We start from the raw sequence: 12,442 nt of genomic DNA, 5'->3' as shown, positions 1-12,442 counted from the left end.
TATACTAGAGAAACTTATGAATGAGAGGACGTTTTACTATGAACGGCAAAAACCGAAGCGATGTCTTTCCTGGCTTGGAAGTTGATATCGTACTAAAAAAAGACCAGCGTACAGGCAAAACAACACGCGGCATCGTAAAGGACTTACTGACAAACAGCAGCTCCCATCCCCACGGCATTAAAGTGCGGTTGGCTGATGGACAAATTGGACGTGTGTGTCAGACTTATCCGAAGTAAGTATCAAAGCAAAACTATTCCCCTACCTACATTTTAGGCGGGGGATTTTCTGTTACTGCAATCCCTTCAACATCACATCGGATTTTATAAAATCTCAAAATTAATGGGTGTGTATTTTTGCTCGTAAGCATCAAGTTTTCCAACCTTCTTTTGCCTAGCCTTCTATCAAACATTGCAAATGCCTGTATCATTATATTTTCGGAAGTTAACGCTTCATCAATGGACAATGAACTATATTCCATAAAGGGCGCATAAAAGTGATAACTGCTGAAAATATTTTGGTTAATCATCATTTCTTCAGATTTATCGGATGCTTTTACCAATGCTTGTCGCTCAGGAGAATGAAACATTTCGTCCCAATCCGGATTGAATGGAATCCCTCTTAAATTTTCTTCCTCTTTTATTTTGCGGTATGTTTCTTCATGTCTTGTTTGATAAGTAACATCCGAAGCACTTATAATTTCTTTTTTATCAAATGTAATCCAGACCCTGCTTGGACCATCATGAAATTTCCGGTAGACAGTTGCATATATTTTAATTCTTCCTTGTAACTTTTCACATATAAAACCTTCAAGTGTTGATTTAGTTTTACTCCATTTAATAATCGATCAGCCTTTCTAAAAATTAGTAATTGCTTCAAATGGGGTTCCGAAGTTCTCCACTTCTAGCAAGGTATTTAAATTTTCTGGTAAGAATTTCAACAACGAAAATTGCCATCATAATAGTTGCGATTGATAAACACTCGTTTTTTTGAGTCTGTTCAAACTTCTTTAAGTTCGTTAGTAAGACAAGATAACCGATTGGCGGGGTTACAATACAGAAAAAATATAATGTTTTTTTCTTTAAGTACCAAGGTGTTGTCGTTTCCATTACTCATCTTCCTTCTAATTACTATATGTGTTCATGTTCAACGTGGCCGTATAATTCAAAGTCATCTATCACTACTTTGCCGGATACTTCTACTATTTTCATAAATAGCCCCTATCGTATGTTTTTAAGTTTTTATTCTAACATCTATGTCTAACTGTTTATCTAATAAATGAAAAGACGCTTTTCTTATTTCAGAAAGCGCCCTTAAAAAAATCAACTTCAAATAGCTAGCTCCAAATTATTGATTCAATTCAATCACAATAGGATCAAGTTCTATTTCTATATGACCTTTTCCAAAATTAAGACTGGCAATTTCAATGGGCTGGATGATCAATTGGCTTGCACCTTCTTGAATTGTTCCAAATTCAGTAGTCCCCTTAAATGTTTTACCGTTATCGTGAGACATACCCCCACCACCAAGCTCATCTAAATACACATGTCCAAGGTCGTCTGATACTCTAAATACAGGTGTCACACTTTCCCAAGATTTCAGCAATTCATCCGTCACCACTTGTTCATAGGAAATAATTGTTGATACTGGCGTATATTCAACTGATTGGAGCGTGAATAGTACGTCTTCATTTTGCACGGTTTCGTTCAGAAGTGCTACGTTTCCTTCTAAACGTTTTAGAGAAAAGGCAAAGGACCAATCACCTTCTATTTCTGCACCTTCATTATCTCTTATTATTGTTGGCTCCCATTTTACCTGGACCGTTTCTGGGTGTTGAGCATCTTTGAAAAATGGTGTAATAGTCTCAATACCAACATAACGTGTGTCAGTAATTCTCTTTATTTCACGTGAACCACTCCCCCCCATTGAATCTTCCACATTAAATGAGTGGTGAGAAAGTGTACTACTTTCATCACCAAATGGTCGCTCAGTTTCTATGGCGTAGGATACGGTAATATTCGTTCCATCATAAACAGCATTCTCTATCATCACCGTCGTACCATTGCTCGTTTCAATAAGTCCCACATCAGTAGAAAAGTTTTCAAAGTTAGTAGAACGTTCATCATCCGTAAAGTAACTTATAATATTATCCATAAACGGAATCTGCGATGCAATTGTAGGAAAGGCGAAGCCAGTTGTGATCGTTGCACTTAGCACGATGATGGATGCAACCGCAATATTTCGCAAAATAGGTGCTCTTTTATGTTTCTTTAATACATGTTGTTTGACACGAGCTTTTTCCATCTCGGACACTTCGACCAAATCGAGATGATCGATATCCAATTCTGTCCATTTTTTCAGACTCATAAAAATCGCTCCTTTAATTTTGTATTGGTAGCTAATATTTTTTTTCCTCGATATAAGCGATTATCAACAGCAGCTTTGGAAAGACTTAAATTTTCAGCGATTTCGTTATTGGATAGCTCCAAATAATATTTCATGATAAAGATATCCCGGTCAATTTCTGCTAATTGACTAATAGCTAGTAATATTTCATTTTTATCCTCACGTTGTAAAATAAATCGATCCGTCTGTAGACTGCTGGCTTTTTGTTCAAGCAGCACATCGGATTGTTCTCGAGCAATTTGTTTTTCTGTTTGGCGATATCGGTCAATTGCTTTATATTTTGTGATGATGCCAATCCACTTCTTAAAATCTTCAGCATTTCCTTGAAATTGATGTGCGTTTTGCCAAACTGTTAAGAAAACATCATTGATACACTCATCAATATCCTGTCTTTTCATATTGCATAAGATTTTCGTAGCAATCGTTTTGACAAGAGGCATATAGGCATCAATAATATATTCGAGTGCATCTTCTTTTCGTTTTTTTAATCGCTTAATAAAGTTGGTTGATGAACTATTCATTTACTTCGCTCCCTATGTTATTGAAAAAGCTTTTTCATAAAGTACAACGAAAGCTAATCCTATTTATTCTCAAAATATTTATTTATGTAAAGTTAATTCTTTCAGTTGATTATAATCTACAAATAAAAAACGCGGTCCTGTATTTTTGCAGAAACACGTCACTTTATTTTAGAAATTACAGATCTATCAGGTCGGCATCCGATACCCCATAAATCTGATTTTTGACATTACACAAGAAGTTGATATTCCCGTCAAATAACCATATTTCCCGTCGAAAACGACCATTTCCCTTTTAATTACGTTAATACTGTTGAAACCCTTAGATTACTTTATTACACTAGGTTACGAAAAGTAATCGATGAGGGTGTGACCTACATAACTGTAGATCACTTTATTTTTCACCATATAGCTTACTTTTAATAAGTAATTTACAAAAAGTTATTAGGGGGAATTTTTTATGACGAAACAACAATGGGCATCATTACTTGTACGAGTAGTGTTTGGTTTTATGTTCTTTTACCACGGATTTGTTAAGTTTCAAGGTGGGATCGAGAATACAGCAGGTTACTTCGAGTCACTTGGTTTAATGAGTAGTCTTGCATTTGTAGTAGCAATTATTGAATTAGTCGGAGGTTTATTATTAATTCTTGGACTTGGTACTCGAGTAGTCGGCGCTCTATTTGCAGTGATTATGATCGGTGCAATCTTCACAGCTAAACTATCACTTGGATTATTTGGTGACGGTACTTACGCTGGATATGAATTAGAGGTTGTATACGTAGCTCTAGGTATTTATTTCATGTTCGCTGATCGTTCTCCATTATCACTTGATGCTAAATTAATGAATAAAGCGGATTAATAATAAACATAGAAAAGGAGCAAAAGATGTCCATAACAAGACTCTCTTGCTCCTTTTTCATTTCTTTAAGATAAAAGTGTTTACAATATGGTCCTAAACCATTTGCATTTCTTCTATACAAATCCTATCAATTCCTTGAAGTAGGGTCACTGATTGGGTTGGAGGACTCTGGAATTCGATCATATACGGTTGTATCAACTTCGTAAATTGAGCCATCAGCCAGACCTTTGAAAACTGCCATTAAAGGCTGCGTAACCGTTTCCTTCAACATACCAGACTGCTTTTGCCCTAAAGTTTGACTCTGGCCTTTAATTTCAATCAGCATAATTGATGAATCGTTTAATGCAAACGCACCAAGAGCCGTGCCCGGTAAATTTACATTAGGATATTTTTGAACAGCTCCAAAATGTGAGTTTCCTTTTTGAAGTGAAAGTGCCGAGAGAGCATTTACTTGTTTTGCAAGTGTAAGGACATCTTCATCAACTTCATACTGTTTCCCAGTAAATGGATCTGTATAGGGCTCTGCTACCACTGCTGCAAATTGCACCGGAACCGAGCGATTATCCTCATCAGATACTGTATTGAAACCGCGGTGATGAACATCTACATAAACATCCGGTTGGAACTCTTGGAATACTCTTGTTACTGTGCGTGCTTCCGCTGTCACATAGAAGCCGCCATATCTACTGTTATTTGTTGTTCTTGAGTTTAAGAACGTAGCCACTTTGTCTAGTTCTTGATTTTCTACTCTAAAATCAAGATTCGGATTGTAATCCCTGTTCTGATCATACCCCGGGATTCCGTATACTACGCGACCCTCATTATTCTGTGCTCTCTCACTACCATCTTTATTGTAGTACCACGGAGCAACAGTGTTCGTTGGCAACCCAATGTTTTCCGGCAGCCAAGTCTGGTGTGTATAGCGAGTCGGATACCACCTACCCTCATACTTGTTGTCTGCTCCTTCTGGGTTAATGCGCGGCATGATCCAGATTGATACATTATCTAAAATTTCCTTAATTTCCTTCCCGTTTGATGAAAGCTTCTGCATAATATCAATCGCAGCTTCGGCACCAATTTGCTCATTTCCATGAATCTGAGCAGTAATTAAAATACGTTTCTTATTCGGATCGTTATCTCCAAATTTGGCTAAATAGATTGGTTCACCTTTTTCGGCTTCCGTTTGATAGCCATCTGGCGAGAGATTTGAATAACCGGCAATTTCAAGCTTCATCTTTCCATTTGCAGATCGTTCAAGATTTTGAAGCTTCTTTGCTAATTCCTCATTTGACATATAACTTGATAGTGATATATTTTGATTGTCCTCGATGTAAGGTCCGTTTGGTGATGATTGCGGAGTTGCAAAGGCAACAGAAGAAACACCTAATGTCAGAGCCAATGCAGTTGGTAAAATAGCGTTTGAAAATTTCTTTTTCATAAAATCCCTCCATTATGATTGTCCTATTCTAACTACCGATTACACTGTCAACATTATCTTTGAGTATCCAGCGTATCCCAGAAACTGATATCTGCACTTTCAATTGAACCGTCTGCTATTGCTTGAACAGCGGCATCAAGTGTTGTAATCGTTTGTTTGATTAAGTAACCATTACTTTTTTGACCAATCACTGCCGATTCATTAAAATGATCGGACATTCCGCGCATTTCAAAAAGGAGCGTCGCGATATCATACTGAACTGCGGCACCATTACGGCCAATATTCTCACCATTGCCGCCATTATATTTGGCTAAATGACCCCATCCAGTAGAATCAACAGCATTAAATACAACAGCTCCCAATTTTTTCGATTTCTCTAATACTTCCGGCTTCACTTTATCATTCGTAGGATAAAGCATAGATCCTGACACTAATTTCCCGTCTCGTCTTGCCTGAGTACCTTGGTGATGCAGGTCAATCATGTAGTCAATATCATACTTTTGTAAGACATTTTTATGAAGAGCCTGAGTTTCCGGATGCACTTTATCAACATGATCACGATTTAAGTCTGCCCCTACCGCATTGTATCGAGTTAGATTTCGACCTCCGTCAGCGATATAATCATCAAGAGAAAAGTCGACATCTCCCATTGCACCATCTGCATTTAACATTGGCACAATAAGAATATTGACCTTATCAAGAACACCCTTTGTTTTACCTGTGCCAAGATGCTTGATAAATTCCAATGCACCTTCTGTAGTTAATTGTTCATTACCGTGCTGTTGTGTCAAAAATAGGATTGTCGGGTTGTTAGGATTTGTAATATATTTCGCCATGTAAATATCTCTTTTTTTTACAGTCTGACCGATTACTTCAAGCTGCATAGCATCTTGTTTCGCGTCTTGCTTTTTAAGATAATTTACCATTTCATCGTAAGTATATAGGATTGACGTTTGAATCGATTCATTTCCACCATAGTTCGGTCCTTCACCTACAGCATAGGCAGTTAATGAAGCTGGTGTAACAGCTCCCAGTGCCAAAATACCAGTTAAGGATAGTGCTAACGCTTTCTTTTTCATAAGACCCCTCCATTACTTTAATTTTCAAAATTATCAAAATAATAATTCATACTATAAGAATATCCACCAATTCGATATTGGTATATAGAGGGAATCTATCAATTTAATTGCATCAAACATAGAGAATTTGTTTTAATTTACCAATAATGGTGTATATTATTTTACTCACTATTTCGCTGTTCTTTTCAAGTTTTTATAGAGTAAAAGTCACTAAACCCTGTTGTGTAGAAATTAAAAATGCGCAAAAAGCTGAGCTGCTTTTTGCGCATGATTTTACAGTTTCACTTCAAATATAGCTTCTGTTTTTTCCTGCACTTCTTCTAGCGTCATCCCATCCTGAAGCTCCACTAGCTGCATCTTGCCATCTTGAAAATCAAAGACCGCCATATCGGTAATTAACCGGTGAACGACACTTTTGCCTGTCAACGGCAATGAGCATTCACGTTTTACTTTGGACTCACCGTATTTGTTCGTATGTTCCATAATGACGATGACCTTTTTTGCGCCGACAACTAAGTCCATCGCCCCGCCCATTCCTTTCACTACTTTTCCAGGAATCATCCAGTTGGCCAAGTCCCCCTCTTCAGAAACTTCCATTCCACCGAGAATAGCCAAATCAATATGTCCGCCACGAATCATTGCAAAGCTTTCCGCGCTATCAAAAAACGTCGCGCCCACTTTTGCTGTGACCGTTTCCTTCCCTGCATTGATCAGATCGGCATCGACTTCTGCATCTGTCGGGTACGGCCCAATTCCAAGGAGCCCGTTTTCCGACTGCAGCATCACATTATAATGTTCCGGAATTTCATTTGCGATCAAAGTTGGCATACCGATACCTAAGTTCACATACGTTCCGTCCTGAATTTCCTTCACTGCGCGTTGGATAATTTTCATGCGTTGGTCCATCATGCTTCCCCCCTTACAGTACGGCGTTCAATGCGCTTTTCAAATGATGGGCTGTGGACGATATGCTGCACATAAATGCCCGGCAGATGAATTTCGTCCGGATCCAGTTCGCCCGTTTCAACAAGCTGCTCCACCTCGACAATCGTCACTTTACCTGCTGTTGCACATAGCGGGTTAAAGTTGCGCGATGTTTTACGGAATACAAGATTTCCGGAGCGATCGGCTTTCCATGCTTTCACAAGCGCAAAATCCCCTGTAATCGCGCGTTCAAGCAAGTATGTCTTGCCGTCGAACTCCTTCGTCTCTTTCCCCTCTGCGATTGGCGTACCAACACCTGTTGCCGTATAAAATCCCGGTATACCCGCACCGCCAGCACGAATACGTTCCGCTAATGTGCCTTGTGGTGTCAATTCCACTTCAAGCTCACCGTTTAAAAATTGCTGTTCGAATGTTTTATTTTCCCCTACATAGGAAGCAATGATTTTCGTAATCTGCTTGTCTTGTAACAGAATGCCGAGACCGAAATCATCGACACCACAGTTATTGCTGACAACCGTCAGATTTTTTGTTCCTTTATCTTTTACCGCCTGAATTAGATTTTCTGGAATACCGCATAACCCGAAGCCCCCCACCAATAATACAGCTCCATCGTCTATTGCCTGAATCGCTTGTTGTACAGAAGCTACTACTTTGTCCATGTCCTTATCCCCTTTCACATCCATACAAAATATTCTACAAAAAGACGAGATTCCCTTTAAAAATCTGTTTTTCTATTGGCGGTTTGGCAATTTGTCGTGCGTGCATTTTCTAATAAATTTCGAAATGTTCTAATATATTTTTATTTGTTCTAATAAACTACCGATTTTCAAATATATTACTGAGATGTTATAATAAGTCCGCGCTTTGTTCTAATATCTTCGCTTCATTTTCGAATATCCCCCACCGTTGTTCTAATAACCCGCAACATTGTTCTAAAAAAAATCAGTCCCGGCCTTCCTGAGCACCTTTTCCGATAAAAATACAGTCTACGCTGACTCATTTTCTAATACTCTCCCCCAACTTTCTAATAACCCCTCCAATTGTTCTAATAAATTCCTGCTCCCGCCCCCACACAAAAAAGCCAAACCGCCCAAAAGAACAGTCTGACTCTCCATTTTAATTTTGTTTTTCATGCGGTGCCTGATAAATTCCAATTTCTTTTGTATTCGGGTCGCGAACAATGCGCTGATCGTCTTGTAACGGAATAATATCCGGATCATCCACATCACCGCTGCGGCCAAAATCTCCTGCAACACTTGTATTCGGTAATGCTTCATATTTTTTCTCAGGCTCAAATGGTACAGGTCGTTCATCCATTACCTCTTTGTTAATGAGGTTCGATGGATTGGACCGGTTTGTAATCCATTCATCGAGTGTATGGCCTGTCCAATCTTCTTCATCAAATGGGTCGGTACCTGTTATGAGCAGTTTACCGCCATCTTCAATTATTTTTTCGTATTCAAGTCGCTTATTTTCCGGTAAACCGAGGCGGCGAAGTTTTTCTTCAATCGGCGATTCTTTCGTTAATGCTGTTTTCACTATACTGCGGACTCCATTTGTTGTAATAAGTGACACTTGCTGATCACGTGCGATGGAGTGAAATTCGTCTACATCCTTTGTTAAAACATAAATATGTGTACCTTCCAATTCATTGTCCGGTCTACGTAATTCCTGGAGTTTTTCTAGCAATTCCTGTTTCGTATAGGCAACATCAATTTTCTGTTTCGGCTCATCAAAAAACATTTGCATCCCTCCATTAAATTATTCGTAAGTACCTTTTCCCCATCTCACCCATACAAAACTTTTTTTAAAATAGTTTGCAGACGATAAACTCCTGCGGTATTCCGTTTCAAAATTGGTTCCGTACAGATATTCTGCTTTCGATGAACCGCGAATATCTAGTGCCTTGTATATCGTAACTGTTGCTAGTGTATTTTTCATGACGGTTCTTTCCGGCGTAATCACACATCGTAAACGCGCACCTAAATTAGAATTAATGGCAATATAAAAATAGCGAAATCCCGTTCCACAGCTAATAAAACTTTGGAACGGGATTTTTTCTCTTATATCAAGTTAGTGTTTCAATTTTTTCATAAATTTCTTTCAGCATAATATCATAACGATTCCCGTTTAAATAAAAATTACAAACATAGATACCACTTTTTCTCTCTGCCAATTCATTCCCTACCGGAATTTCATTATGTAAATAAAGCGTTGAATGTGAACCGTTTACAAGATTTTGAAAATGCAGTGTATCATACGTTATATTTTCCTTCGTAAAAGCAAAATGCCCTTTCGCTGCTTCATAATAAACGATCGGAATGATTGCCTCCTCATATACTCTAATATATTCATCCATGGAAGCTTGTCCAAATACAAGTGGCGTAATAAAAAGTGCATCAAATTGTAAAGTTTGATCCGTAACCGTTTCTTCAATTTCCTCGAATGTAATTTCTACAATTTCTATATTAGTATTGTACTGATCTTGGAACTCCCCTAAAACAGCAATTTTTAACGGCATCCCCTCATACGCGACTATTTCCTCCGAACACCCTGCTAATAATAGAAGCCCGAGCAGAAATAATACTTTTTTCATTTATATCTCATCCTTTCTTAGATGAATTGTATACTAGGTTGCGATCAATCCTTGCAAATTATTCGTCAGGGAATAATTAAAGGGGCTGCCACATAATGCGGCCCCCCCTTTGCTTTTTTAGGAATATAAAAAATGAATGAGGAAATCATTGTTTCCTCATGCATTCAATCCTATTATTATTGACCAAATTCCGTTACGAACTCAGTAAGCTCTTTACGTACTCTTACATTTGGCACATTATCGTAATAACCAAACTGGAACATCGAAATGACACGCTCATGCGGCTGTGCGTTTAATGCTTCACGGAATTTCGGGTTGTCTAAGAAGCCCGGTGTTTTCCAACAAGTACCGATGCCTTTTTCCCATGCCAGCAGTTGCACATTTTGTAAATAGCAAGCGGCAGCCGCATAGTCTTCCAACCGTTCTTTTTGACGAACATCTTCTGTCACAAGCACAAATGCGTACGCACCGGCCAATGTGAATTTTTTCATTTGTATAGCAAGCGCATCTTCTGAAAGCTCCTGCCATTTCGGAACTGCAAGGTCTCGAAGCAGTTCATGTACTTTTGGCAGCTGCTCCTCTGCACCTACTACAATGCGCCATGGCTGACGGTTGCCGTGATTCGGTGCCCATTTTGCATCATCCAAAATTTCCATTACTGCCTTTTTGTCAACTTGCTGTCCGTTAAACAGTTTAATCGAACGACGTTGCAATACTGCGTCTCTTACTGATAAAGTCATCGCCAAATCCTCCTTCAATTACTACTATTACATTAGCATGAATGATCTCTATTTAACATATTACATTGAGGGAATTCTATTAAAAAGGTTCATTATAAGGCAGGTTACCACAATTCTGTTAAGTAACGTATTAAACAAGCGGAAAAACTCTGCTTATTTCACCACTCTCTCTTCCCATAAAGACATTCAAAACTCATCTTCAATATGGTAATAGTAATACTGCATGTTTGGAGTATAGGCAGTGGAATCTTCATACGTATAGATGCGGTCGCTGCTGTTCGATGTATGTGCATTAACATACGGAACCCCCTGCTCAATTCGCGTCACAATTGTACTGTGATCGATACGGCCGTCCCCTGTAAAATCGTAAAAAATGAGATCGCCAAGCTGCAGTTCACTTGGCGAGCTTACCCTAGTCGCGCGTAAGCCTTGCGTGGACGTTTCCAAATACCAGCGAAGAGAATGTGCAACAGACCAGCTATAACTCCAGCGCTCCGGTTGTCCGATCATCCACCAGCCTTGCCCACGGTTCGGTGCCCCCCGCATTGGAGCCCCTCCAGCACGTAAACATTGGGAAATAAAATTTGTACAGTCATCCCGAAATACCGGATATTCAGGATTAAAGCTATCCCACCATTTATTTGCATAAGCCACAGCAGCCATCCGATTATAAGTAGGCAACAATCTTCTCCTTTTTTCACAGCGTATGTCGAGTACTTTCTAATTATGAAAGTGTTGTGAATGTAGAGCAAAAATCCCCTGTTTTTGTAAATCTTTGATACAATTATTTTATTGAAATTATGAAACGGTTAGGGGGAATTATGATGACACAACATGCAGAAAGGGAAATTTTTCTTCCGATAGCCCTTTGCGATAAAAAAGGTAACTTAAATCCGGAAGCAATCGGTTTTGCACGTAGACCTATTATCGACAGTAATTTGTCAGGGCATTTTATGCGCAAGAAAAAATGGAATTACTGGTGTGTATATGGGGAGGAGATTTTATTTTCCGCGACAATCAGTCATATGGATTATGCGGCTGTATGCTTTGTTTATTTCCTCGAATATGAGACACAACGTTACTTTGAAAAAACAATTTTAATTCCGCTTGGGGCAAAAGTAAAAATGCCGACACAAGTGCTGGAAACAATACAATATAAAAATTCTGAAATGTCCATTCAACTTACATACTTCAACCGCGAGACCCATTTAACAGTAACCGCGCCTGATTTTGACGGTGATCCTTTGCATGCAGAGCTCACAATTGCACACCCGAAAGACGATGACTCCCTTAATGTAGTCATTCCATGGAATCGCCGGACATTCCAATTCACGGCGAAACATCATACGTTGCCAACTTCGGGAACGGTAAAAATCGGGAACCGCACCTTTACGTTCACACCGGAAGAAAGCTTTGCTGTACTCGATTACGGACGTGGTGTATGGCCTCGGGAAGCAACATGGAACTGGGGCATGGCATCGCAGCGCGTTCGTGGTCAGCGGATTGGTTTAAATTTTGGCGGTAAATGGACAGATGGAACAGGCATGACCGAAAATGCCATTTTTATCGACGGTCAAATGATGAAAATTCATGAAGATGTTCTGTTTCACTATGATCGCACCAATTTCATGCATCCGTGGACGATCAAAACGAAATTCAGCGGACGCGTCAACCTAACTTTCACACCATTTTTTGAACGTGTAGCAGAAACGAATGCGAAACTCATCGTTTCCTCTGTTCATCAGATGGTCGGTTATTACGATGGATTTATTCAGCTCGACGATGGCAAAACACTGCATATCCAGCAAATGCTTGGCTGCATTGAAGAACATGTTGCAAAGTGGTAACACGTTAGGGGGGA

The 12,442-nt window shown here is 39.1% G+C and carries 15 protein-coding genes; 3 read left to right on the top strand and 12 right to left on the bottom strand.

Features of this window, described 5'->3' with window-relative positions:
- Nucleotides 1-38 precede the first annotated feature (38 nt).
- Nucleotides 39-236, top strand: coding sequence for a YwbE family protein (locus M3166_RS14825; RefSeq protein ID WP_251690640.1), 198 nt, complete (start codon nt 39-41; stop codon nt 234-236).
- A 26-nt stretch (nt 237-262) separates the two neighbouring features.
- Here M3166_RS14825 and M3166_RS19520 read toward each other — a convergent pair whose 3' ends face one another.
- The 4 genes from M3166_RS19520 to M3166_RS14805 form a co-directional block, all read right to left on the bottom strand.
- Nucleotides 263-838: an SF0329 family protein gene (locus M3166_RS19520; RefSeq protein ID WP_353056585.1), complete on the bottom strand. Its 576-nt coding sequence runs from the start codon at nt 836-838 to the stop codon at nt 263-265.
- A gap of 34 nt (nt 839-872) precedes the next feature.
- Nucleotides 873-1,106, bottom strand: coding sequence for a hypothetical protein (locus tag M3166_RS14815; protein WP_251690638.1), 234 nt, complete (start codon nt 1,104-1,106; stop codon nt 873-875).
- Nucleotides 1,107-1,344: 238 nt separating this feature from the next.
- Nucleotides 1,345-2,364: a DUF4179 domain-containing protein gene (locus M3166_RS14810; protein WP_251690637.1), complete on the bottom strand. Its 1,020-nt coding sequence runs from the start codon at nt 2,362-2,364 to the stop codon at nt 1,345-1,347.
- A complete protein-coding gene (locus M3166_RS14805) occupies nt 2,361-2,924 on the bottom strand; it encodes a sigma-70 family RNA polymerase sigma factor (protein ID WP_251690636.1) in 564 nt (187 codons plus the stop codon). Before M3166_RS14805 ends, M3166_RS14810 begins: the two co-directional genes overlap by 4 nt.
- A gap of 457 nt (nt 2,925-3,381) precedes the next feature.
- Here M3166_RS14805 and M3166_RS14800 point away from each other — a divergent pair, with 457 nt between their 5' ends.
- Nucleotides 3,382-3,783 carry a DoxX family protein gene (locus tag M3166_RS14800; RefSeq protein ID WP_251690635.1) on the top strand — a complete coding sequence of 134 codons (402 nt, stop codon included), beginning with the start codon at nt 3,382-3,384 and terminating at the stop codon, nt 3,781-3,783.
- A gap of 127 nt (nt 3,784-3,910) precedes the next feature.
- On the opposite strand, the gene M3166_RS14795 is transcribed toward M3166_RS14800, so the two are convergent.
- The 8 genes from M3166_RS14795 to M3166_RS14760 all read right to left on the bottom strand — a co-directional run bounded on the left by M3166_RS14795 (nt 3,911) and on the right by M3166_RS14760 (nt 11,265).
- Nucleotides 3,911-5,221 (bottom strand): M14 family zinc carboxypeptidase, encoded by a 1,311-nt coding sequence (locus M3166_RS14795; RefSeq protein ID WP_251690634.1) that lies wholly within the window; start codon nt 5,219-5,221, stop codon nt 3,911-3,913.
- Between the two features lie 53 nt (nt 5,222-5,274).
- Nucleotides 5,275-6,300, bottom strand: a complete 1,026-nt coding sequence (locus tag M3166_RS14790) for a M14 family zinc carboxypeptidase (RefSeq protein ID WP_251690633.1) — start codon at nt 6,298-6,300, stop codon at nt 5,275-5,277.
- 273 nt (nt 6,301-6,573) lie between these two features.
- Nucleotides 6,574-7,206, bottom strand: a complete 633-nt coding sequence (locus M3166_RS14785) for a 3-oxoacid CoA-transferase subunit B (RefSeq protein ID WP_435368084.1) — start codon at nt 7,204-7,206, stop codon at nt 6,574-6,576.
- Nucleotides 7,206-7,904, bottom strand: a complete 699-nt coding sequence (locus M3166_RS14780; RefSeq protein ID WP_251690631.1) for a CoA transferase subunit A — start codon at nt 7,902-7,904, stop codon at nt 7,206-7,208. The genes M3166_RS14785 and M3166_RS14780 overlap by 1 nt, the downstream gene beginning before the upstream one ends.
- Before the next feature lie 457 nt (nt 7,905-8,361).
- Nucleotides 8,362-8,988, bottom strand: coding sequence for a general stress protein (locus M3166_RS14775; protein ID WP_251690630.1), 627 nt, complete (start codon nt 8,986-8,988; stop codon nt 8,362-8,364).
- A gap of 325 nt (nt 8,989-9,313) precedes the next feature.
- A complete protein-coding gene (locus M3166_RS14770; protein ID WP_251690629.1) occupies nt 9,314-9,841 on the bottom strand; it encodes a hypothetical protein in 528 nt (175 codons plus the stop codon).
- Nucleotides 9,842-10,017: 176 nt separating this feature from the next.
- Nucleotides 10,018-10,581 carry a nitroreductase family protein gene (locus M3166_RS14765; protein WP_251690628.1) on the bottom strand — a complete coding sequence of 188 codons (564 nt, stop codon included), beginning with the start codon at nt 10,579-10,581 and terminating at the stop codon, nt 10,018-10,020.
- Nucleotides 10,582-10,767: 186 nt separating this feature from the next.
- A complete protein-coding gene (locus M3166_RS14760) occupies nt 10,768-11,265 on the bottom strand; it encodes an amidase domain-containing protein (RefSeq protein ID WP_353056582.1) in 498 nt (165 codons plus the stop codon).
- A 140-nt stretch (nt 11,266-11,405) separates the two neighbouring features.
- Between M3166_RS14760 and M3166_RS14755 the strand changes: the two genes are divergently transcribed.
- Nucleotides 11,406-12,428, top strand: a complete 1,023-nt coding sequence (locus M3166_RS14755; RefSeq protein WP_251690626.1) for a DUF2804 domain-containing protein — start codon at nt 11,406-11,408, stop codon at nt 12,426-12,428.
- Nucleotides 12,429-12,442: the final 14 nt, after the last annotated feature.

It is taken from the genome of Solibacillus isronensis, from assembly GCF_023715405.1.
GTDB lineage: Bacteria > Bacillota > Bacilli > Bacillales_A > Planococcaceae > Solibacillus > Solibacillus isronensis_B.
This window is presented reverse-complemented; position numbering and strand designations above follow the sequence as displayed.

Excerpts from the sequence above, each read along its gene's own strand:
- M3166_RS14785 (WP_435368084.1), bottom strand. The coding sequence starts at position 7,206 with ATGGACCAACGCATGAAAATTATCCAACGCGCAGTGAAGGAAATTCAG.
- M3166_RS14825 (WP_251690640.1), top strand. The coding sequence starts at position 39 with ATGAACGGCAAAAACCGAAGCGATGTCTTTCCTGGCTTGGAAGTTGAT.
- M3166_RS14765 (WP_251690628.1), bottom strand. The coding sequence starts at position 10,581 with ATGACTTTATCAGTAAGAGACGCAGTATTGCAACGTCGTTCGATTAAA.
- M3166_RS14800 (WP_251690635.1), top strand. The coding sequence starts at position 3,382 with ATGACGAAACAACAATGGGCATCATTACTTGTACGAGTAGTGTTTGGT.
- M3166_RS14780 (WP_251690631.1), bottom strand. The coding sequence starts at position 7,904 with ATGGACAAAGTAGTAGCTTCTGTACAACAAGCGATTCAGGCAATAGAC.
- M3166_RS14770 (WP_251690629.1), bottom strand. The coding sequence starts at position 9,841 with ATGAAAAAAGTATTATTTCTGCTCGGGCTTCTATTATTAGCAGGGTGT.
- M3166_RS14755 (WP_251690626.1), top strand. The coding sequence starts at position 11,406 with ATGACACAACATGCAGAAAGGGAAATTTTTCTTCCGATAGCCCTTTGC.
- M3166_RS14805 (WP_251690636.1), bottom strand. The coding sequence starts at position 2,924 with ATGAATAGTTCATCAACCAACTTTATTAAGCGATTAAAAAAACGAAAA.
- M3166_RS14795 (WP_251690634.1), bottom strand. The coding sequence starts at position 5,221 with ATGAAAAAGAAATTTTCAAACGCTATTTTACCAACTGCATTGGCTCTG.
- M3166_RS14815 (WP_251690638.1), bottom strand. The coding sequence starts at position 1,106 with ATGGAAACGACAACACCTTGGTACTTAAAGAAAAAAACATTATATTTT.
- M3166_RS14810 (WP_251690637.1), bottom strand. The coding sequence starts at position 2,364 with ATGAGTCTGAAAAAATGGACAGAATTGGATATCGATCATCTCGATTTG.
- M3166_RS14790 (WP_251690633.1), bottom strand. The coding sequence starts at position 6,300 with ATGAAAAAGAAAGCGTTAGCACTATCCTTAACTGGTATTTTGGCACTG.
- M3166_RS14775 (WP_251690630.1), bottom strand. The coding sequence starts at position 8,988 with ATGTTTTTTGATGAGCCGAAACAGAAAATTGATGTTGCCTATACGAAA.